A 19543-nucleotide genomic window follows, 5' to 3' on the forward strand; every position below is an offset into this window, starting at 1 on the left:
TGAGGCCATGGAGTCGGCGCAAGCTGCTGCGCCGGCCCGCGTTCGCTCGGGATCGGCCGAGCGCATGGCTCGGAAGCGCGCCCGTGACGCCAATGTGACGCCATGTGACGTCACTTGTGACGCGGGTGACGCACAGAGTGACGCTGAGGCCCTTTCCCTCCCTCCTTCCCCCCAGACCCCCCAACCACCCACCCATACCCGTGGTGGTGTGACTCCGTGCGTACGCGAGGCGGACGACTGGCCGGCCGGCGAGAGCGCGACCGACCACGCCGCCCGGCTGGCCACGATGGACCGCAACATCGACGTCAATCGCAAGCCGGGCCTGATCACGTCGATGGGCGAGGTGGCCCGCTGGCGCCAGCAAGGCTGGAGCTGGGAGCTCGACGTCGTCCCGGTGGTGCGAGCCCACGGCCACCGCGCCGAGCCAGATCCCGTGTCGACCTGGAAGTTCTTCACCGAGGCCATCGGCCGCGCCCACGCCGCCCGAACCCGCCCCCCCGAAACCTACCACCCGCAGGTGCGCCATGACCGGCCTCACGCAAACGACAAGTTCCAACGCCATCAGGCAAACCTTGAGCGAGCTGTCGCCGGGGCTGAAATCGCTACTCGCCTTCGAGCCGAGCAATCTGAGGGCGGTTGGTGAGATCGCCAGGACGCCGGCGCTGCTGGCGGAGGTGAGGGCGTCGCTGCCGGCGATCGAGGCTCGGGCCAAGGCGCCCGCCAGCCCGAAGGACGTCGAACGGATCATCGGCGCCAAGTTCGCCACCTATCGCCAGCCCGAACGCAGCGACGGCGAGTGGGCGATGTTCTGGGCCGACTACAAGGCCGTGCTCGAGGATGTGCCGGCCTCAGCGCTGGAAGCGGCCATGGACGCGATCATCCGCGACCCGAAGATCGAGTTCCTGCCCAAGCCCGCCAAGCTGCGAGAGATCGCCATGCTGACGGAGAACCGGGCCGTCCGCGCCTTCGACCGCGCCCGTCAGGCCATAGAGCTTGCCGACCGGCCGCCGGAACAGCCCAAGGTCGGCCTGCCGCCGATCGTCACCGCCAAGCCCCCCAAACCGTCGGAGGAAGACCGCGCCCGGGTAAAGGCCTGGGCGCGAGAGTTCGCGCAGCAGGACGAGGCCCGCAAGGCCGCCGAGAAGGCCCAACGCCGCGCCGACATGCCCGACACCAGCGGCGCGCCTGACCAAACCGGCGTCACGCCAGCCATGCGGGCCCACCTTGCCCAGAAGCAGGATAAGGGGAGGGCGGCATGAAGCAGTCCCACCGCCTCGCCCTGCAGGCCATCGGCGAAGTGCTGAACGACGCCGGCCTCACGTGGAAATCAGGCCATGGCGGAAAGCACCCGTTCGTCGTGGTGAATGGGATCGACGGGGCCAAGCACAGGATCGTCCTGTGCGGCACGCCAAGAACTGACGCCCAGGACCAGGCCAACTACGGCCGGCAGATGGCGCAGCGGCTGCTGGAGTCCATGGGGGTCGGATCACACCGCGGCGCCCGCCGCCGGGAGCGCGCCGCCGCCCCGCGCGACCGTCCTGACCTTCGACCGCCCGGCCCAGGACAAGGGGCCGTACCGAGACCCATGGTCGAGTCTGCGCGGTCAAGTCGATTCCGCTACCGGATCGCGCGACACATCGTAACGCCACGCGAACCGCCGCGAAGCCTGTCCGCTCCCGGGCGATCATCTCGGCCTCAACAACAGAGGCCACCATGCACCCCCACCGACCCCACCCAGCCAAGCAATCGCAGTTCGCCTGCAACCCTCCCCGTGACGACCACCCCAAGCAGAGGCATACCCAACCCTATGACCGGCCTCCCGCGCCCGCTACCGCCGCCCGAGCTGATGCAGAGCATGGACCTTCAGTTCATGCCGAGCCCAGAGCTTGAGGAATGGGCGCGCGCCACCTTCATCGAGCACGGCGCCACGCTCTGGAACGAGGACCACGACCACCTGAACCGGGCCACCCTTGGCTTCGTCTGGACGACGGTCTCCAACTCCAGGGGAGGGAACATGGTCGCCGGCCAGTGCGAGTCCATGCCGCCGATGGCCATGGGGAAGTGGCAACGCGCCCGTGCCGAGCAACAGATCGCCGACTGGTTCGACGGCCTGCCCGACTTCCTGATCACGATCGACGCCAACTACGCCACGATCTGCCAGGACGCCGAGTTCTGCGCCCTGATCGAGCACGAGCTTTACCACGCCGCCCAGGAGCGAGACATCTACGGAGCCCCGAAGTTCACCAGGGACGGACGACCCAAGTTCGGGATCAAGGGTCATGACGTCGAGGAGTTCGTCGGCGTGGTTCGTCGCTATGGCGCAGGCCCGGCGGCCGGCGCGACCCAGGCCCTGGTCGATGCGGCCTCACGTCGCCCTGAAGTCGCCTCGGTGAAAATCGCCCAAGCGTGCGGCACCTGTCGCATGCTGAGGGCGGCCTGAGACTGACCTGATGGCAAAACGCCCAGAACCCACCCTGACCGAAGAGGCCCGCGCCTATGTCGTGGCGTCCCTGGCGTGTTTCGATCCACCTGGCGTCGTGGCCAAGGCTGTCAGGGAGGAATTCGGCCTGCAGATCACGCCCCAGAGCGTGGAAGCCTACGACCCGACCAAGCGCGCCGGCCGAAAGCTGTCGGCGAAGTGGCGGGCCCTGTTCGAGGAGACGCGAAAGACCTTCCTGGAGGACACCTCGCGGATCGGCGCCAGTCACAAGGCCGTCCGGCTAAGGGCGCTTGAACGCATGGCCCAGCGGGCAGAGACCCAGGGCAACGTCGTCGTCGCCGCCCAGCTGTACGAGCAGATCGCCAAGGAGATGGGCAACGCCTACACGAACCGCCGCGAGCTGACGGGCAAGGACGGGAAAGACCTGCCCATGGCGCCGCCGGTGTCCGCGGTCGCGATCTTCGCCCTGCCGAGCAACGGGCGGGACTGATGGCCGCAGCCGTCGCGTGGGCTGAGAAGCAACTCGAGATCGTCCCAGGCCAAACCATCCTTCCCCAGGTCGGGCCGCAAACCGCCTTCCTCGCAACGCCAGCCGACATCGCCATCTACGGCGGCGGCGCCGGCGGCGGGAAGACGTTCGGCCTACTGATGGAGGACTTGCGCCACATCGACAATCCGGGGTTCGGGTCGGTGACGTTCAGGCGCTCCACCGTCCAGATCCGCAACGAGGGCGGACTTTGGGACGAAAGCGCCAAGCTCTACCCGCTGGTGGGGGGTATGCCGAAGGAGCATGTCCTGTCATGGAAGTGGCCCAGCGGCGCCACGTCCAGTTTCGCCCACCTGGAGCACGATAAGACCCGCTTCAACTGGCAGGGGTCGCAAATCCCCCTGATCAAGTTCGACGAGCTGACGCATTTCACGGCGGTGCAGTTCTGGTACATGGTCAGCCGCAACCGCTCCATGTGCGGCGTGCGACCCTACATCCGGGCCACCTGCAACCCTGACGCCGACAGCTGGGTCGCCACGCTGATCGAGTGGTGGATTGACCAGGACACCGGGTATCCGATCCCCGAGCGCTCCGGCGTCCTTCGCTGGTTCGTCCGGGTCGGCGAAGACCTGAAGTGGGCCAACAGCCCGGAGGATCTTGCCATCTACACGATGGTCAACGAGGACGGAGACACTGTTCCGATCCCGGCGAAGTCGCTCACCTTCATCCCGGCCAAGCTGACCGACAACAAGGCGCTGATGGCGGCGGACCCTGCCTACATGGCGTCGCTGCTGGCCCTGCCGCTGGTCGAGCGCGAGCGCCTACTAGGGGGAAACTGGAAGATCCGGCCCGCCGCCGGCCTCTACTTCCAGCGATCGTGGTGCAGGGTGGTCGATGCCGTTCCGGCCGGGACCGTTTTCGGCCGCGGCTACGACCTGGCCGCGACGCCGCGCACCGCCGAAAGCCCGGACCCTGACGAGACCAGCAGCACGAAGATCGGCCGCACGCCGGATGGCCGCTACATCGTGGTCGACAATCACAGCGACGCGCTGAGTCCCGCAGGCGTCGAGCGGCTGATCCTGAACACCGCCTCGCAAGACGGCCTGATGTGCACGATCTCGCTGCCGCAAGATCCCGGCCAGGCCGGCAAGAGCCAGGTCGCGGGCCTGGTCAAAATGCTCAGCGGCTACACCGTGAAGTCGTCCACTGAGACCGGCGACAAGGTGACCCGCTTCTCGCTGTTCTCTTCCCAGGCCGAGCACGGCAACGTCGATGTGCTGCGCGGCCCGTGGAACGAGAAGTGGTTCACCGCCCTGGAGGGGTTCCCGACCGCCAAGCACGACGACGACGCGGACAGCACGTCGCGTGCCTTCGAAATCGTGGCCCTTGGGTCAAGCTACACCTTGGAAAATCTCTGACCCCTCGCCAAGCCCTCCCTCTCACGGCATACCTGACCTAAGCGCCGTCGGATGACGCCGCATGCCCTGAGATGGAAGACGCGCCATGGCCGATCCGGTGTTCGTGGTCTCGAACCTGACCTACACCACGGCCGACGGCCGAGCGCTGGATGTCGTGCCGGTAAGGGTGGTTCCGGGCGCCGTAGCCACGAACGCTGTGGGCCAGCCGGTCGACTCCGTGCCGGTCCAGCTCGCCGGCGGCGATAGCGCCATCCTGCCCACCTCAGCCACCGTCGCGGCGAACGCTCCGATCGGAACCGTTGTTGCGCGCCTCTTCACCTCGGTGTCTGGCGCGGCCCTTAGCGTGGTTTCAGGCCCTTTCACCTTGAACGGGTCCAACGACCTGGTCCTGTCCCAGGCCGCTGGCGCTGCGGGTTCGACCCAGACCGCGCGCATCAAGGCCGAGCGCGCCAGCCCGTTCTACAGCGTGACCCAGGATATCGTGGTGACGGCCGCCAGTGTTCTTCCGACCCTGACCGACCTTCTGCTGTCGGCCACGAGCTTTGCGAACGGAGCGCTCGCGGGCGCGGAACTTGCCGACATCACCGGCAAGACAGCCGGCTCGACGATCACGATCGCGCCGAGCGATACGTCGAACGTCTACGCTGTCAACGGCGCAGGCACGAAGCTCCTGGCCGGCGTGAATTACCCGCAAGCCGCCGCCGGCTCCCTGCCGGTAAGGCTGCGCGAAACCTTGGCCGGCGCGACCAACTCTCCGCACGACACGACGATCGCCGCGACGAAGGCAGCGGGGGGCGACGACGCCCTAACGGCCTGGAGGTCCGCCCTGACCGCCATGCAAGCTGGCACGAAAGACCCGATCGTCATGGCGATCGGCGAAAGCGTCGTTGCGGGTTACGGGGCCCTGTCCACCACGTTCACGGCGAACGATCGGACTGCGTCCTGGCCCACGCGCCTTGCCGAGCGTCTGACGGCCTATGGATACCCGGCGCGTTGGGACGCCATCTGCGGCGACAACAACTGCCTGACCAACTATCCCCAGTACAACAACATGGTCGTCGCGGGCGCGACGTGGTTCAACGAAACGAGCACGAAGACGGCGGGCTGTCGTCCGTTCTTCAACAACGACACGGCGACGTTCACGGCGACCCTGCCTGACTGTGACCGGTGCGACGTGGTCTATCTGACCGCCTCGGCGGCAGGTCAGGTCTCGGCCAGTGTAGACGGCGGCGCGGCGACTGTGATCGACACTGCCGGCGCGAACGGCTTGGCCAAGACGACGCTCAATCTCGGCGCTGTCGGCTCGCACTCGATCGCCCTGACCCGCAACGGCGTCGGCGGCAGCGTCAAGATCCTCGCTCTCATTCCGTACAAGACGACGGCTCGTCAAATCCGCGTCATCAACGCTGGTTGGTCGCAATCGACTGTCGCCGACTGGAATGACCAGACGTCGCCCGCGACCTCGCCGACCGTGAGCACGACCTATCTTCAGCCCGACCTCACGATCATTGGTATCCAGATCAACGACGAGAAGGTCCCGACCTCCGAGGCCGCCTTCAAGGCTGGCTATCAGGCGATGATCAACGCGGGCAAGGCGACCGGCGGCAGTGTCATCCTTTGCATCGAAAACGGCATCGCCATCGGCAGCGCCCCCCAGGCGACACAAGACCTTTACGTCGGTTACATCAACGCCTTGGCCGCCGCCAACGGCAACCTGCCCGTGGTCGATTTCCGCGCGGCGCTAAACCCGATCAAGGGCGCGGGGCCGGTGACGCACGCTGTCGCCGATGCGGCCGGGTTCATGCGCGACACGCTGCACCCCAACAGCTCGGGCTATCACCCGATGGGATCGGCCGTCGCCCTGGCCGCGTTGGCCGGCACGCTCGGCGAGCAGCCGGAAACCGCCGCGCTCGTCGCTCGCATGACCGTCGCCCCCAGCACCGCCCGCCGGGCTCTGATCGACGCCCGCATTCGCTCTCTGAAGGTGGGTTGGTTCAGCGGCGTGAACATCTGGGCCAAGCGCGACGTCGATTATGTCTTCGCCGCCCACGACCGGCAGGCCGCGCGCCTGAACTGGAAGTCCGCGAATTTCAACGCGACGGAAGAAGGCACGCTTACTTGGACGGCGGACAAGAGCTTCCAGGGCGACGGCGTCACCGGCGCTCTGAACACCGGCTTCAACCCGACGACGGCGACCACCCCCGCGTTTGCTCAGAATAGCGCATACGTCGATGAATGGTCGCTGACCGCTGCTCAAGTCGCGGCGGCTTCGGCCGGCTGGTACGATGGCACGGACGGCGTCACCCTGACGCCCCGGTCTGGGTCGGATACCTTCTCGGGCCGGATCAACAACGCGGCGGTGTCTGGCGCGGGTGCGGGCCTCTCTACGGACGGCTCGGGGTTCTTCGCCGCCGGCCGCCTGTCTTCGAGCGGCATTTCCTTCCAGCGGAACAACGCGACGCGAGTGTTTCAGACCTCTACCTCGACCGCGCTCAACAATGCCCCGCTGAAGTTCTTCGCGACCACTGCGGCGAGCTTCTCGGCCATCGAGTTGAGCACGGGCGGCTATGGCGGTTACCTGCCATCCGGTGAGCACAACGACCTGTACTTTGCGAACCGGGACTATCTGCAAGCGATCGGCGTCGCCGTACCATGAGCCGCCTCGCTCGCGCCGCCGCCCTGGCCCTGCTTGTCGCCACTCCGGCCATTGCCGCGCCTGTCGTGGTGGTCGGTCCCGGCAACAGCGCCTCGAAACGGTACACCGGCATGTCCAACAGCTACCGCTGGCTGGACGGCAAGGAGCGCGATCTCAACGGCCTGCGCCTGTCCAAGCTCTATCTGACCGTCACGCGCGGCGTGGTTCGGATCGCCAACGGCCAGAGCGACGTCGTGATCAAGGACTCGACGTTCATCCTCGCCAAGCCGCAGACGGGCGACAGCCTGCCCGTCGCGGTCGAGGTTGTGGATGGGCATGACGTGCTGATCGAGCGCGTGACGGCCCGTAACTGGCGCATGGAGCCGGTCAAGGGCGCGTACCTCAACGGCGACTGCTTCAGCGGCGAGCGGCTGTCCTACAACGTCACCCTGCGGCAGACTTACGCGATCGGTTGCAGCGATGGGGGCTACGACTTCAAAACCACCGGCCTCGTGCTCGATCGCGTGACCGCCGAGGACGTGGGGTTCTGCTTGCGCATCTGGGGGTCGGCCAAGGCCACGACGGTCGCCTGCAAGGCTTGGCGGGAGGGCGCGGTGCAGGTCAAGCCGGGCGCGTCCATCACCATCGACACCCTGAAGATTTTCCCCGCCGCCGGGAAGCCCGTGACCCTCTTCGGTGTGGGCAAGGGGGCGACGCTGATCGTCAAAAAGTGCGAGGGCAAGCTGCCCGCCGGATCGACGGTGCTCTTCTACCAAGAGGGCGCGTCGGCCGCGAACACGACAGTCAAACTCGGCGCGACCTGCCTCTAGCCGTGTCCATGCCGGCCCGGAGTCACGAGGCATCCTAGCCCCTAGTAGGTTCCGCGATCCATCGGCATACCTAAGGGCGAAGCAGCGTCGAGATGACGTCGCGATCCCATGATGGAGCGGTCAGTGACCGAGACCGAGGCGAAGGCCCAGCGCGAATTGGTGCGTGAGGTCACAATGTCGTTCCTGGCGGTCGGGACGATGCTGCTCATCGCCTATTTCGTCTGGGCGGTGCTGAACATCGCCATCCCGGCCAGGAACGAGAACCTCGCCTTCGCGGTGCTGGGGATCATCGGCGGGACGATGGTGGGCGGCATCTTCGGCGCCTACTTCGGGATCCAGCTGGCCCAGAGCCGGCAGTCCAAGTCTCCGGAAGGTGTCACGGTCACCGCGCCGGGCGAGTCCAGCGTCACCGTCGACAGCGCCGCCGACCCCAAGGCCGGCCAATGAGCCCGCCCGCCGGCGCCCGGGCCAACCCCGACGTCAGTGTCCGCCTCGGCACGCTGGAAGGCCGCATGGAAAGCCTGGAGCGCGCCCAGGCCGCCACGGCTGAGGACGCCCGCGAGGCCCGGGACCTGGCCAAGGAAATCATCGTCATCCTGCGAGAGCAGAACGCGCTCGAGCGGGTGTCGGAGGTCAGGTCAGAGGCCCGCAAGCTGGTCGGCGACCTGCGCGAGGACGTGGTCGCGGCCAACACCGGCATGAGGACCGACCTCAAGTCCATCCGAACCGATGTCGACGCCCTGATGAACCTGCGGACCCAGGCCCAAGGCGCGGTCAAGGGCGGCAAGTGGGTGATCGACGCGCTGAAGATCATCGCGGGAGCCGGGGGCGGCGCCATCATCCTCAAGCTGTTGGAGGTCATCAAATGACCGGCCTGACCAAGCCCAAAGCCTTCTTCGACTACCTCCGAGCCAACGACATGCTCGGCCCGGTCCTGACCGCCGACGAAGTCGAGGGCCTCAACGTCATCACCGCGGCGGCAGGCCTCGCCGGCTGGCCCGCGAGCTGGACCGCCTACGCCCTGGCCACGGCTTATCACGAGACGGCCCACACCATGCAGCCGGTGAAGGAGATCGGCGGCCCGGACTACTTCCGCCGCCGCTACGACATCAGCGGTCAGCGCCCCGACATCGCCCGCACGCTCGGCAACACCCAGATCGGCGATGGTGCCAAGTACGCGGGCCGCGGATATGTGCAGGTCACCGGCCGGGCCAATTACGACCGCGCCCGCCGCGAGCTGGGCCAGCCGCTCGTCGACCGCCCCGATCTGGCCATGAACGACGCCATCGCCGCGGCCATCATGGTCAAGGGCATGGCGGAGGGCTGGTTCACGGGTCGCTCGCTCAAAAGCTACCTGACCACCACGACGGCCGGCACGCGGGCGCAGTTCGTCGAAGCGCGCCGGATCATCAACGGCCAGGACCGGGCGGGCGACATCGCCGACTACGCCCTGGCCTTCCAGAAGGCGCTCCAGGCGGGGGGCTGGGCGTGAGCCTGCTGTCCTGGGCCGCTGGCCCCGTCCTGCCGTACCTCGCCGGCGCGGCAGGCGCTGCGATCCTGGTCACGTCCACCTTCGGCGCGGTCCAGACCTGGCGCATCGGCCGGCTGAAGTACGACCTCAACGTCGCTGCCGGCAAGCTCGACGCCCTGCAGGACGCCAAGGACGCCAGCGAGCGGCTGCGGGCCCTGGAAGGGCAGGGCGCGACCGTCTCCTACGACGGCCTCGCCGCCGCCTGCGCCGCCCGCCTGCCGATCTACGTCCAGGCCGGCCGAACCCTCGAAAGGATCACCAATGCGAAGCCGAACCCTGATGGCTCTCGCGGCATGTGCGACGCTCAGTGCGTGCGCGAGCTTGCGGGACAGGCTGGACCTGTCGGTGAAGCCGGAACGCTGCCCCAGTGAGGCGACCGCCGCCGTTCCTGCGACGCCCCGCGTGCCCGATGGCGCGGGGTTTCCGCTGCCCGTCACGCCCGAGGAGCGCGCGGCCGTGGCCCTCTACGGCGCCTGGCTGACGGCGGACGGGGTCGACAACGCCGAGAAGACGCGCCGACTTGTCGCCGTGAAGGCCTGGTGTGACGCGCGCCAGAAGTGACAACGGCGGCCGGGGTCGCCATACCTGACCCTATGGAGCGTCGAGATGACGCCCCGGTCCCATCGTAGGAGCAGGCATGCGCAGCGCGCCGCAATCCACCGGTCGTAAGGGCGGCCTGGCCGTCAGCGACGGCTTCGCGAGCCTGATCAGCGGCATCGGCACGTCTGCCGACAAGAACGTCGCCAACACCTATGCGTTCGACGGCCGGTTCGCCCAGTCCTTCGCGGTGGCGGAGACGGCCTATCGCACCTCCTGGGTGGTGAAGAAGGCCCACGACCTGCCGCCCTTCGACATGACGCGCAAGTGGCGCAACTGGCAGGCCGACGCCGATCAGATCGAAGCGATCGAGGCTGAGGAGAAGCGCCTGGGCCTGAAGGCGCGGGTGCGCTTGGCGCTCTGGTACGCCCGCCTCTACGGCGGCGGCGCCCTGATCCTGGGCGCGCGCGGCGTGGCCAAGGAACCGCTGACCCTGGACTCGATGGGCAAGAACAGCCTGGAGTTCGTCCACGTCGTCAGTCGCCACCAAATCAGCTACGAGCGCATCGACCAGAACCCGATGTCGCCCACGCGCGGCCAGCCGGAAATGTGGACCATGTCCGGCGGCGACGCGGCCATGGTGCAGATCCATCCGACCCGCGTCATTCCGTTCGTCGGCCAGCCCACCACAGGCATGATGAGCGCCCAGGACCAGCTTTGGGGCGACCCGCTGCTGACCTCGATCTGGGACGCCGTCACGAACGCAGACCTTGTTCAGGCGGGGATCGCGGCTCTGGTGCAGGAGGCCAAGACCGACACCCTGAAGGTCCCCAACTTCATGAACCAGATCGGGACCGCCGAGTACGAGGCGCGCTTTCTCCGCCGCGTCGAGCTGGCCAACCAAGCCAAGTCGATGATGCGCACCCGCCTGGTCGACAAGGACGAGGAGTGGGAGACCCAACAGGTCAACTTCGCCGGCCTGCCCGACGTGGAGCGCCAGAAGCTCCAGCTGGTCGCCGCCGCCTGCGACATCCCTGTCACCCGCTTCCTGGGCGAGTCCTCCAAGGGCCTCAACGCCACCGGCCAGGGCGACGAGGACAACTACAACACCATGATCTTCGCCAAGCAGGAGAACGAGCTTCAGCCCGTGCTGGCGCCGATCCTCGACGAACTGCTGATCCGCTCCGCCCTGGGCGCCCGGCCGAAGGAAATTCACTACGCCTGGGCGCCGCTGGCCGACGCCGAGCCTAAGGAAGCCGCCGAAATCGAGAAGCTGGAAGCTGAGACGATCGACATCTACCAGAAGACGGGCCTCGTTCCGGTCACTGCGCTGGCGAAGACCGCTCAGAGCCGCATGGTCGAGAGCGGTCGCTTCCCCAGCCTTGAGGCGGGCCTGGCTGAAGCTGACGACGGGCTCGACATCCCGGCCCTGGAAGAGGGTCAGGACCCGGCCAACGAGGACGACCCGTCGGCCCTGACCCAGACGCCCGCCGGCCAGCGCCGGGCGGCCAATGACGCCGCGCCGCGGACTCTCTACGTCTCGCGCAAGCTGCTCAACGCCGACGAGGTGATCCGCTGGGCCAAGGGCCAGGGCTTCACCACCACCCAGAAGGCGGAGGACATGCACGTCACCGTCTGCTTCAGCCGCCAGGCCGTCGACTGGATGGAGATGGGGACCGACTGGAGCGGCGACGAGAAGGGCTGGCTGCGTGTGCCGGCCGGCGGCCCTCGCCTGATCGAGCGCCTGGGCGAGGGCGGCAAGGCCGTGGTGCTGGCCTTCGTCAACGAGAGCCTGTCCTGGCGTCACGACCGGTTCGTGAAGGCCGGCGCGTCCTGGGACTGGCCCGCCTACCAGCCGCACGTGACCATCACCTGGGACCTGGGCGACCTCGATCTGTCGACGGTCGAGCCATACACCGGCCCGCTGGTCTTCGGCCCGGAGATCTTCGCCGAGGTGAAGGAAGACTGGGCGAAGTCGATCACGGAGTCCTGACGTTGGGCGCGGACCTTGAGGATCGCTTTCGCCCGCCCGCCGAGTTGCGGCCAGCCATCCGGGCGTTCTGCGAGCGGCTCATACCGCCCATTCAGGCGGCCGCGCGGGCTGTTGGCTATGCCGTGGCGGTCCATGGCAGTATGGAGCGCGACCTAGACCTCCTGGCCTTCCCATGGACGGCGGACGCTGCCGACGAGTTGGCTGCTGTCGAGGCCATTCGCCTCGCTGTCGCCGAGGCGTCAGGCGGCCGTTGCCTTCGGAACCAAGAGGTGGGCGAGAAACCGCACGGCCGGCGCTCCTACACCCTGTTACTCTTCAGCGACCAGTGCATCGAGAGCGCGGCGGGCTGTCATCCCTTCATCGACCTCTCGGTCGCGCCGAGGGTGATCCGATGAACTTCGACCTCGCCGCCATGGCCCGCCGCCAGACCAACCGGCGCGGCTCGATCGACCTCCGGATCATCATTCCGACCCAGGCCCTCGAAGACGATCTGGCCCGGATCTACATGAAGGTGGTTCGGGCCTGGGCCGTGGCGGCCCGCGACCGGGTCATGCCGGCCTATCGGCAAGCCCTGGAGCGCCGCGCCGCCCGCGACGGCATGGTGCTCGACGACGCCGCCAGCCTGGGCGACCTGTTCCGCGATCTGGGGCCGGAGTTCGAGCGGCTGGTGCTCAGCCTGACGCCCGAGATGCGGGACTGGGTGCTCCAGGTCGAGCGCTGGCACCGGGACAAGTGGGGCTCGTCCGTCCTGACCGCGACCGGCGTGGACCTCGCCACCATGCTTGGCCCGGCCGACGCTCAACAGGCCCTCGCCGATATCCTGGCGTGGAACGTCTCGCTGATCTCCGACGTCTCAGCCCAGGCCCAGAGCAAGATCGCGGCCGAGGTGTTCGCCGGCTACCAGCGGCGGGCGCCCGCGCGCGAGGTGGCGAAGGACATCCAGGAGATCCTCCAGACCAGCCGTCGCCGCGCACTCTTCATTGCCAGCGACCAGCTGAACAAGCTCTCGTCGGAACTTGACGCCGAGCGCCAGCGCCAGGCGGGCCTGGACGAGTGGAAGTGGCGCGCTTCCGGGAAGCTCCACCCCAGGCTCTGGCACAAGGAACGGGACGGGAACATCTACACCGACAAGACGGCGCCGGAGGATCTGCCGGGGCAGCTTCCGCGGTGCGGCTGTAAACGACAGGCCCACCTCAGTCTGTAATAGTCAAAAACCGCGTGTTTTCGCGGCAATATGCTGCATACCTATCCCATGACAGGTGAGCAGTTGAAGACATGGCGCACGAGGATGCGCCTGCGGGCAGGCGAAGCGGCCGAGGCGCTGGGCGTCTCGCGCGACACCTACCGGCGCATGGAGGGCCGTCTATCGCTTCCGAAACACATTGGTCTGGCCTGTGCGGCTATCTCGCACGGCCTGCCGCCAGCGAAGGGGTGAGGGATGAGCGACCAGACCAAAATCCGCATGATCACGACCAGTGCGGTCGAGTTCGCCTCCAAGAGCCAGTTCCCCGAGGGCTCTAAGTTCATCATCATCGGGCCGTTCGAGAGCCACATCGCAGCGGGCGAGGTCGAACCGAGGCTGGTCGCTGTGCTTCGCGAGCATTGCGAGAAGGCCAAGCCATGACCCAGACCATGCGAGAGCGGCTGATCCGATCCGTCGGTCGCGCAACGGGCTGGGGTATCGGACCCGGCGCCGTGATCCTCACGACCAAACAGGCTGACGACATAGTCGACGGCATCCTGGCAGAGCTGCGGGACGGCGATAAGCCGATGATCCTGGCGGGCTTGGACTCGTTCAAACTAGCGATGGCGGAGGAGCCGCGCCCCGGCATACTGGCCGACGCCTTCACCGCCATGATCGACGCCGTGAGGAAGGGGAAGTGATGAATGGAGCCCGACGCCGCACGGCCGGCCGGTTCACGGCATGGGCCGTCTGCGGCCTAGAACGGGGTGAGCCAGTCACCATCGGCGCTGACGGTGGCGTAGAGCCGCTGCGCGCCGCATTGGCTCAGCCGCAACAGCACCGCTTTTCCGACGGCTACGTGCTGTCAGAGGGCGGTTTGGTCGCTCCGAAAACGACCCCCTAGGCACGACCTCAAACCATCGGCATACCTACCCTCACGGCCTGAGAGATCAGGTCGGTTGGCCGTCGAGATGACGCCCGATCGCTAGAACGAGGACAGGCATGCGGGTAATCGATGCCGTAGCGCTGGACGAGGAGTCCGTTCGCATCACAGCGGACGGCTACCTCGTGGCTGACGCCCGGATCGCCCGCACGGGGATCCAGACCTATCTCGCCTCCGAGCTCGGCCTGGCCGACGCCAAGCCGGGCCAGGTCGTGCGCGTGCTGCGCCCCGCCGACGAGGTGTTCGACAAGGCCTCCATGGCCTCGATCGCCTGGCGCCCGCTGACCAACGACCACCCTAAGGACATGGTCACCTCCAAGACCTGGAAGCGTGACTCCATCGGCCAGCTGGGCGACGCGGTGAAGCGCGAGACCGCTCAGGACGGCGACTATATCCGCGTCCCCCTGACCATGATGGACGGGGACGCCATCAGCCAATACCGCGCCGGCAAGCGCGAACTGTCGGTCGGCTACACCTGCGACGTCGACTGGACGCCCGGCGTCACCGACGCCGGCGAGGCCTACGACGCCCGCCAGACCAACATCCGAGCCAACCACCTCGCCCTGGTCCACCGGGGCCGGGCCGGTTCCGCCTGTCGCATCGGCGACTCCTGGCCTCATCGAGACGATGACGCCCCTCCCGTGAAGGACCACACCCCCATGAAGACGATCATGATCGACGGCGTGCCGGTGGCCGACGTCAGCCCGGCCGCCGAGGCCGTGATCACCACCCTGCAGGGCCGCCTGACCGCCGCGACGACCGCCAAGGACGCCGCCGAGGGCAAGGTGGCCGAACTGAGTACGGTGGCCGCCACCAAGGACGCCGAGATCGCCACCCTGAAGCAGGCCGTGGCCGACGCCAAGGTGACCCCGCAGCAGATGCGCGACGCCGCCAAGGCCTTCGCCAAGACCCTCGCCGACGCGAAGATCCTGGCCCCCGCCCTGACCATCAGCGACGCCATGGACGAGGCGGCGATCCGCAAGGCCGTCGTGTCGTCCAAGCTGGGCGACGCCGCCAAGGACTGGAACGACGCCCAGGTCGAGGTCTCGTTCAAGACCATGGCCTCCGGCATCACCGACGCCCAGCGCCAGTCCACCGGCGGCAACCTGCTGGCTGACGCCATCGGCGCGGGCGCGGGGGCCACCATCAACGACGCGCAGACCGCCGCCGACAAGGCGCGTGCCGCCCGCTTCGCTCGCTTCGCCGACGCCCACACCGGCGCCGCGGCCTAACCCTCAGGAGACGCCGTCATGGCCATCGTCCAAGACATCTTCAATCCGGCGCCCGCTGTCGGCTACCCCGGCATGGTCGCCAACGGCGAGACCAGCAACCGCATCTCGCGCACCGTGGAAGACGCCGCCGGCATCGCCTTCGGCAAGGCCGCCTTCCGGGGCTCGGGCGACCACGGCGTCACCGCCACCCCGGCGGCCGGCACCTTCATGGGCATCGTCATGGCCGACCACGGCCTGGCGGTCGTGCCCGGCGGCCCGGCGGCCGACATCGTCCCGCAGTACCGCGAGGCGGGCCTGCTCAACGAAGGCCAGATCTGGGTCACCGCCGGCTCGAACACCACCGACGGCGCGGCGGTCTACGTGACCTCGGGCTTTGTCTTCACCGCCACCTCGTCGGGCAATACGGCCATCCCGGCCGTCTTCGATGACACCGTCTCGTCGGGCGCCCTGGTGCGTCTGCGCGTGCGCCGCAGCTAAGGGGCCTGACCAAGATGTTCCACTCCCAGATCAACTTCGCCGACGCCCAACAAGCCGTTGGCTTCCTCACGCCGCAACTGCTTCGGATCAACACCGAAGTGGACATGCAGAAGTATCCGAGCTTCGACTACGCTCGCCTGCTGTTCGTCGACACCGACGGCGGCATGTGGTCGCGCGGCTCGATCTTCTACTCGGGCGACATCGCCGGCAAGCCGGAGTGGTTCGCGGGCGGCGCCTTCGACATCCCGTACGCCGACATCTCAACCACTCAGTTCCTGCAAGAGAACCACCTGAAGGCCCTGGGCTATCAGTGGTTCCGCCAGGAACTGGAGCAGGCCGCGCAGATGGGCCGCAACCTCGGCAACGAGAAAGCCGCCGCCTGCCGCAAGGTGGCCGAGGCCAACATCTACGCCATGACGATCCGGGGCGACGCGACCAAGGGCCTGACCGGCATCGTCAACAACCCGAACGTCCCGACGGCCACCGTTCCGGCCGACGGGACGGGAGCGGCGACCGCGTTCTCGACCAAGACGGCCGATCAGATCAACCGCGACATCAACGAGATCCTGAACGCGCCCTACAACGCGTCCGGCGAGACTCAGCGCGCCAATACCCTGCTGCTGCCGACCACGCGCCTGCAGTCCCTGGCCTCGACCCGCATCGGGACCGGGACCGACACGGTGCTGAAGTTCATCCAGGAGAACAACTCCTACACCCTGGAGACCAAGCAGCCGCTGACCATCATCGGCACCCGCGAGCTGGAAACGGCCGGCGGCTCCGGCACGGCGCGCATGATGGCCTACGACAACGAAAAGGACGTGCTGCGGCTCTATCTGCCCGGCCCGCACGAGTTGTTCCCGGCCTGGCAGAAGGGCGCTTTCACCTGGGAGGTCCCGGGCCTCTTCAACTACGGCGGCGTCGAGTTCCGCCGTCCCAAGGGCGCGGCCTACCGCGACGGCATCTAGGAGGCTGCGATGCACAAGCTCAAGAACATCACCGCCGGCCCCAAGGGCGCCCGTCTCGCCGATGGTAGCCTGGTCCACATCGCCCCCGGCACGGTCGAGGAGGATCTGGACATCGCCAAAGAGGAACTGGCCGTTCTGAAGAAGACCGGCTGGTTCCAGATCGACGGCGCGATCAAGGACGAGCCGGAGGCCAAGACGGACGACGCCGAGGCGCTCGCCTACCTGGAGCGCGCCGAAACGGCCGAGGGGGCGCTGACCGCCGCCAATGCCGAGATCGAGGCCCTGAAGGCCAAGCTGGCCGAGGCGGGCAAGGCGGGCGGCAAGGCCTAAGCCTTATCGCCCAGGAACATCAGAAGGGGCCGCCCGCTCAGCGCGGCGGCCCTTTTCTTTCGAAGGTATGATCCATGGCCTACAACGCTCCGACCCTGGAGGACTTCCGAGCCCGCTTCCCCCGGGCGACGGGTGCTGTCGTGTCCGACGCCATGGTGACCCAGGCCCTGGCCAGAGCCGCGCGTCAGGTCGACACGTCGTGGACCGAGGGCGACTTCGCCGAGGGGCAGCTGCTCTATGCCGCCGCTTGGCTGACGAAAGAGGGGTTCTGGCCCGGCGCCGAGGGCGAGGCGGCCGCCGCCGGCGCGTCCGGGTTCAAGGTCATGAAGTCGGGCCAACTGTCGCTCGAGCGCTTCGACAACGGCGCGTCGAGCGGTGGCCAGACGGATCCCGTCCTGGCGACCGGATATGGCCAGGAGTTCGCCACGCTGCGGTTCCAGAACGTCGGCGGGCCGCGCGTCACGGGCGCCGGAACCGTGCCGTACTCGGGAGGCTGGCCGTGGGCCTTCTAGATGGCAGCCTTCAGGCGGTGTTTGGCGCGGCCTTCGCGCCGCTCTACCTGCCCGGCACGCTGCACCGCCAGACCCGAACCGACGCCGACGACGGCGACGTGACGGTGACCTGGGCCGACAGCCCGATCCGCTACCAGCCCGACAAGGTCACGGAGGCGATGAGGTCGGCGGACGGCTACACCGAGCGTGACGCCGCGTTCCTGATCCTGCAGGCGGGCGTTCCCATCTTCAACACCGACGCCGAGCTGACCGCGAAACAGGCTCCGGCCGAGCCTGAACGGCGCTGGGCGGTGAAGTCCTGCGAGAGCGACCCGGCCGGCACGCACTGGGTCGTCCGGGCGAGCCCGACGCAGGCGCCGCCGGAGGCGGGCGAGAGCCCGGACGACGATAGCTAGGATCACCGGCGCCAAGGCCCATGCCGCCCGTCTGAAGCGGATCCAGGGCGAGGAGATGGTGCGCGAGGTCGGCAAGGCGCTCTTCGCGGCCGGCAACATGATCGAGGTGGAGGCGGAGATCTCGATTACCGCAGGGAGCGTGTCGGGCGCTGGGCACATCCCATCCAAGCCCGGCTCCCCCCCTAATAGGGACACGGGGGTGCTTGACGGCAACATCGAGACGACGCTGGTCGAGCCGCTCAAGGTCGAGATCTCCTCCAATGCGCCTTACTCGGCCGCTCTGGAATTCGGCACCTCCAAGATGGCGGCGCGCCCCTACATGCGCCCGGCGGCGCAGAAGAAGAAGGCCGAAGCCGTGGAGTTGGTCCGCAGAGCGGTGAAGAAGGTGGTGGACCAGGCGGGCCAGGGGAACCCGAAAGGGTAGGGCGGCGCTGCTGAGAAAAGCCCGGCCGCGCCGCCCACCTTCACCAGGCCTAGGAACCCTGGCGGCCCCATCGCCGAGGCGGTGAGGTCTTGAATGCTGGCCTTCAACGGCCGCGAGCATCGGCCGAAGCCTCCGCTGCTGAACATCACCAGCATAGCATAGAAAAGCGGCCCCGGATCGCTCCGAGGCCGCCCCATATTCAGGTCGTCGAAAAATCAGGCGGCGAAGGCCATGCCCGAGCAGGGAGCGCCGGACCTCAGGCCGACGCTGGAGAGGCGGTTGGTGCGCGCGGTGGCGAAGCAACGGACCTTGAAGGTCTCGGTGCTCTGTCGATCGGCCTCGCCGATGACGTCCAGGGTGTTCGCGCCGGCTTCGCCGATCTTGGCGGCCGGGGGGAAGGCGATGACGAAGGCCGTGGCCAGCGGCTCGACGATGGCTCGCGCGATCGGCTCGGTGATGGCGACGGCGAAAGCGAGGGAGCGGCGGGCGACGAACAGGAGGCCGGCGATCAGGCCGAAGGCGTAACTTCGCTTCATGGTGTGGTCCTCTGGAAGGAGTGGGACGTCATCTCGACGTTCTGCGAAGACCTAAAGGATGCCGCATCTAGGCCGACCTGCCAACGGCTGGCATACCTACCCATGCACCCCCTCGGAGCGTCGGGAGACGCCCCTTTCCCATAGCTGGAGGACCATTCCATGGTCGCAGGCGTCACCGCGAGCATTTCGCTCGGCATCAAGGCCCAACTGACCGGCACGGCCGACCTGGGCACGCCCCGGGCGCCCGCCAATCTCGACGCGCTTCTGCAGTTCTCGCCGGGCACCGACACCACGGGCAAGGCCGACCTGTTGTTCGCCGACGCGCGCACCCTGGCCGCGTCCGCCACCGAGAACCTCGACCTGGCCGGCGTGCTGACCCAGGGCCTGGGCACGACCTTCACGGCGGCCGAGATCGTCGCCATCGTGGTTCGGGCCGACATCGGCAACGTCAATGACGTGGTGATCGGCGGCGCGGCTTCGAACGCCTTCCTCGGCCCCTTCGGCGACGTGACCGACGTGGTGAAGGTGGCGCCCGGCGACTTCATCGCCCTGACCTGCAAGCGCGGCTGGCCGGTGACGGCTGGGACCGGCGACCTGCTGAAGGTGGCCAACTCCGCCGCCGGCACGCCGGTGACTTACAGCATCCTGATCATCGGCCGTACGGTCGCCGCCTAA

At 67.8% G+C, this 19543-nt stretch carries 27 protein-coding genes; 26 read left to right on the plus strand and 1 reads right to left on the minus strand.

The genetic code is table 11. From position 1 onward, the window contains the following. Positions 1-286 precede the first annotated feature (286 nt). From I4Q42_RS01610 to I4Q42_RS01730, 25 genes are all read left to right on the plus strand, one after another. A complete protein-coding gene (locus I4Q42_RS01610) occupies positions 287-643 on the plus strand; it encodes a hypothetical protein (RefSeq protein WP_198574316.1) in 357 nt (118 codons plus the stop codon). 31 nt (positions 644-674) lie between these two features. After that, entirely contained in the window at positions 675-1259 is a 585-nt protein-coding gene (locus I4Q42_RS01615) for a hypothetical protein (RefSeq protein WP_198574317.1), read from the plus strand. A gap of 548 nt (positions 1260-1807) precedes the next feature. Further along, positions 1808-2440: a putative metallopeptidase gene (locus tag I4Q42_RS01620; RefSeq protein ID WP_198574318.1), complete on the plus strand. Its 633-nt coding sequence runs from the start codon at positions 1808-1810 to the stop codon at positions 2438-2440. A gap of 10 nt (positions 2441-2450) precedes the next feature. Beyond that, entirely contained in the window at positions 2451-2930 is a 480-nt protein-coding gene (locus tag I4Q42_RS01625) for a DUF2280 domain-containing protein (protein WP_198574319.1), read from the plus strand. Beyond that, a complete protein-coding gene (terL, locus tag I4Q42_RS01630) occupies positions 2930-4345 on the plus strand; it encodes a phage terminase large subunit (RefSeq protein WP_198574320.1) in 1416 nt (471 codons plus the stop codon). The genes I4Q42_RS01625 and terL overlap by 1 nt, the downstream gene beginning before the upstream one ends. Before the next feature lie 85 nt (positions 4346-4430). Further along, positions 4431-7001: an SGNH/GDSL hydrolase family protein gene (locus I4Q42_RS01635; protein ID WP_198574321.1), complete on the plus strand. Its 2571-nt coding sequence runs from the start codon at positions 4431-4433 to the stop codon at positions 6999-7001. Beyond that, positions 6998-7810, plus strand: coding sequence for a hypothetical protein (locus I4Q42_RS01640; RefSeq protein WP_198574322.1), 813 nt, complete (start codon positions 6998-7000; stop codon positions 7808-7810). Before I4Q42_RS01635 ends, I4Q42_RS01640 begins: the two co-directional genes overlap by 4 nt. A gap of 123 nt (positions 7811-7933) precedes the next feature. Beyond that, entirely contained in the window at positions 7934-8257 is a 324-nt protein-coding gene (locus I4Q42_RS01645) for a hypothetical protein (RefSeq protein ID WP_198574323.1), read from the plus strand. Continuing rightward, complete coding sequence (locus I4Q42_RS01650; RefSeq protein ID WP_198574324.1) at positions 8254-8679, plus strand: hypothetical protein; 426 nt, start codon at positions 8254-8256, stop codon at positions 8677-8679. Before I4Q42_RS01645 ends, I4Q42_RS01650 begins: the two co-directional genes overlap by 4 nt. After that, positions 8676-9302 (plus strand): glycoside hydrolase family 19 protein, encoded by a 627-nt coding sequence (locus I4Q42_RS01655; protein WP_198574325.1) that lies wholly within the window; start codon positions 8676-8678, stop codon positions 9300-9302. Before I4Q42_RS01650 ends, I4Q42_RS01655 begins: the two co-directional genes overlap by 4 nt. Beyond that, on the plus strand, positions 9299-9712 hold the full coding sequence (locus tag I4Q42_RS01660; RefSeq protein WP_198574326.1) for a hypothetical protein: 414 nt from the start codon (positions 9299-9301) through the stop codon (positions 9710-9712). Before I4Q42_RS01655 ends, I4Q42_RS01660 begins: the two co-directional genes overlap by 4 nt. Before the next feature lie 31 nt (positions 9713-9743). Further along, positions 9744-9902, plus strand: coding sequence for a hypothetical protein (locus I4Q42_RS01665; RefSeq protein WP_198574327.1), 159 nt, complete (start codon positions 9744-9746; stop codon positions 9900-9902). Positions 9903-9978: 76 nt separating this feature from the next. Next, positions 9979-11871: a phage portal protein gene (locus tag I4Q42_RS01670; RefSeq protein WP_198574328.1), complete on the plus strand. Its 1893-nt coding sequence runs from the start codon at positions 9979-9981 to the stop codon at positions 11869-11871. A gap of 2 nt (positions 11872-11873) precedes the next feature. Beyond that, a complete protein-coding gene (locus I4Q42_RS01675) occupies positions 11874-12266 on the plus strand; it encodes a hypothetical protein (protein WP_198574329.1) in 393 nt (130 codons plus the stop codon). Beyond that, positions 12263-13075 carry a minor capsid protein gene (locus I4Q42_RS01680; protein ID WP_198574330.1) on the plus strand — a complete coding sequence of 271 codons (813 nt, stop codon included), beginning with the start codon at positions 12263-12265 and terminating at the stop codon, positions 13073-13075. Before I4Q42_RS01675 ends, I4Q42_RS01680 begins: the two co-directional genes overlap by 4 nt. A 48-nt stretch (positions 13076-13123) precedes the next feature. Beyond that, a complete protein-coding gene (locus I4Q42_RS26540; RefSeq protein WP_408611041.1) occupies positions 13124-13306 on the plus strand; it encodes a helix-turn-helix domain-containing protein in 183 nt (60 codons plus the stop codon). A gap of 3 nt (positions 13307-13309) precedes the next feature. After that, complete coding sequence (locus tag I4Q42_RS01690) at positions 13310-13495, plus strand: hypothetical protein (protein ID WP_198574332.1); 186 nt, start codon at positions 13310-13312, stop codon at positions 13493-13495. After that, complete coding sequence (locus tag I4Q42_RS01695; protein ID WP_198574333.1) at positions 13492-13755, plus strand: hypothetical protein; 264 nt, start codon at positions 13492-13494, stop codon at positions 13753-13755. Before I4Q42_RS01690 ends, I4Q42_RS01695 begins: the two co-directional genes overlap by 4 nt. 301 nt (positions 13756-14056) lie before the next feature. After that, positions 14057-15229, plus strand: coding sequence for a DUF2213 domain-containing protein (locus I4Q42_RS01700; protein ID WP_198574334.1), 1173 nt, complete (start codon positions 14057-14059; stop codon positions 15227-15229). A gap of 18 nt (positions 15230-15247) precedes the next feature. Continuing rightward, entirely contained in the window at positions 15248-15706 is a 459-nt protein-coding gene (locus I4Q42_RS01705) for a structural cement protein Gp24 (protein ID WP_198574335.1), read from the plus strand. A 14-nt stretch (positions 15707-15720) separates the two neighbouring features. Further along, positions 15721-16671: a DUF2184 domain-containing protein gene (locus I4Q42_RS01710; protein ID WP_198574336.1), complete on the plus strand. Its 951-nt coding sequence runs from the start codon at positions 15721-15723 to the stop codon at positions 16669-16671. 9 nt (positions 16672-16680) lie between these two features. Further along, on the plus strand, positions 16681-17001 hold the full coding sequence (locus I4Q42_RS01715) for a hypothetical protein (RefSeq protein WP_198574337.1): 321 nt from the start codon (positions 16681-16683) through the stop codon (positions 16999-17001). A gap of 74 nt (positions 17002-17075) precedes the next feature. Then, the gene (locus I4Q42_RS01720) at positions 17076-17513 is read left to right on the plus strand and encodes a DUF4054 domain-containing protein (RefSeq protein WP_198574338.1); all 438 of its coding nucleotides are present in this window, start codon (positions 17076-17078) and stop codon (positions 17511-17513) included. Next, complete coding sequence (locus I4Q42_RS01725; protein WP_198574339.1) at positions 17501-17908, plus strand: hypothetical protein; 408 nt, start codon at positions 17501-17503, stop codon at positions 17906-17908. Before I4Q42_RS01720 ends, I4Q42_RS01725 begins: the two co-directional genes overlap by 13 nt. Before the next feature lies 1 nt (position 17909). Continuing rightward, complete coding sequence (locus I4Q42_RS01730; RefSeq protein WP_408611042.1) at positions 17910-18332, plus strand: HK97-gp10 family putative phage morphogenesis protein; 423 nt, start codon at positions 17910-17912, stop codon at positions 18330-18332. Between the two features lie 215 nt (positions 18333-18547). Here I4Q42_RS01730 and I4Q42_RS01735 read toward each other — a convergent pair whose 3' ends face one another. Beyond that, the gene (locus I4Q42_RS01735; protein ID WP_198574340.1) at positions 18548-18868 is read right to left on the minus strand and encodes a hypothetical protein; all 321 of its coding nucleotides are present in this window, start codon (positions 18866-18868) and stop codon (positions 18548-18550) included. Positions 18869-19027: 159 nt separating this feature from the next. Between I4Q42_RS01735 and I4Q42_RS01740 the strand changes: the two genes are divergently transcribed. Then, complete coding sequence (locus I4Q42_RS01740) at positions 19028-19543, plus strand: hypothetical protein (RefSeq protein ID WP_198574341.1); 516 nt, start codon at positions 19028-19030, stop codon at positions 19541-19543.

This window comes from Caulobacter hibisci (genome assembly GCF_016135805.1).
GTDB classification, from domain to species: domain Bacteria; phylum Pseudomonadota; class Alphaproteobacteria; order Caulobacterales; family Caulobacteraceae; genus Caulobacter; species Caulobacter hibisci.

What these genes read in the sequence shown, in the direction of transcription:
- terL (WP_198574320.1), top strand. Translation starts at nt 2,930, where the DNA reads ATGGCCGCAGCCGTCGCGTGGGCTGAGAAGCAACTCGAGATCGTCCCA.
- I4Q42_RS01610 (WP_198574316.1), top strand. Translation starts at nt 287, where the DNA reads ATGGACCGCAACATCGACGTCAATCGCAAGCCGGGCCTGATCACGTCG.
- I4Q42_RS01695 (WP_198574333.1), top strand. Translation starts at nt 13,492, where the DNA reads ATGACCCAGACCATGCGAGAGCGGCTGATCCGATCCGTCGGTCGCGCA.
- I4Q42_RS01710 (WP_198574336.1), top strand. Translation starts at nt 15,721, where the DNA reads ATGTTCCACTCCCAGATCAACTTCGCCGACGCCCAACAAGCCGTTGGC.
- I4Q42_RS01735 (WP_198574340.1), bottom strand. Translation starts at nt 18,868, where the DNA reads ATGAAGCGAAGTTACGCCTTCGGCCTGATCGCCGGCCTCCTGTTCGTC.
- I4Q42_RS01700 (WP_198574334.1), top strand. Translation starts at nt 14,057, where the DNA reads ATGCGGGTAATCGATGCCGTAGCGCTGGACGAGGAGTCCGTTCGCATC.
- I4Q42_RS01690 (WP_198574332.1), top strand. Translation starts at nt 13,310, where the DNA reads ATGAGCGACCAGACCAAAATCCGCATGATCACGACCAGTGCGGTCGAG.
- I4Q42_RS01715 (WP_198574337.1), top strand. Translation starts at nt 16,681, where the DNA reads ATGCACAAGCTCAAGAACATCACCGCCGGCCCCAAGGGCGCCCGTCTC.
- I4Q42_RS01640 (WP_198574322.1), top strand. Translation starts at nt 6,998, where the DNA reads ATGAGCCGCCTCGCTCGCGCCGCCGCCCTGGCCCTGCTTGTCGCCACT.
- I4Q42_RS01620 (WP_198574318.1), top strand. Translation starts at nt 1,808, where the DNA reads ATGACCGGCCTCCCGCGCCCGCTACCGCCGCCCGAGCTGATGCAGAGC.
- I4Q42_RS01625 (WP_198574319.1), top strand. Translation starts at nt 2,451, where the DNA reads ATGGCAAAACGCCCAGAACCCACCCTGACCGAAGAGGCCCGCGCCTAT.
- I4Q42_RS01655 (WP_198574325.1), top strand. Translation starts at nt 8,676, where the DNA reads ATGACCGGCCTGACCAAGCCCAAAGCCTTCTTCGACTACCTCCGAGCC.
- I4Q42_RS01740 (WP_198574341.1), top strand. Translation starts at nt 19,028, where the DNA reads ATGGTCGCAGGCGTCACCGCGAGCATTTCGCTCGGCATCAAGGCCCAA.
- I4Q42_RS26540 (WP_408611041.1), top strand. Translation starts at nt 13,124, where the DNA reads ATGACAGGTGAGCAGTTGAAGACATGGCGCACGAGGATGCGCCTGCGG.
- I4Q42_RS01650 (WP_198574324.1), top strand. Translation starts at nt 8,254, where the DNA reads ATGAGCCCGCCCGCCGGCGCCCGGGCCAACCCCGACGTCAGTGTCCGC.
- I4Q42_RS01635 (WP_198574321.1), top strand. Translation starts at nt 4,431, where the DNA reads ATGGCCGATCCGGTGTTCGTGGTCTCGAACCTGACCTACACCACGGCC.
- I4Q42_RS01670 (WP_198574328.1), top strand. Translation starts at nt 9,979, where the DNA reads ATGCGCAGCGCGCCGCAATCCACCGGTCGTAAGGGCGGCCTGGCCGTC.
- I4Q42_RS01705 (WP_198574335.1), top strand. Translation starts at nt 15,248, where the DNA reads ATGGCCATCGTCCAAGACATCTTCAATCCGGCGCCCGCTGTCGGCTAC.
- I4Q42_RS01720 (WP_198574338.1), top strand. Translation starts at nt 17,076, where the DNA reads ATGGCCTACAACGCTCCGACCCTGGAGGACTTCCGAGCCCGCTTCCCC.
- I4Q42_RS01680 (WP_198574330.1), top strand. Translation starts at nt 12,263, where the DNA reads ATGAACTTCGACCTCGCCGCCATGGCCCGCCGCCAGACCAACCGGCGC.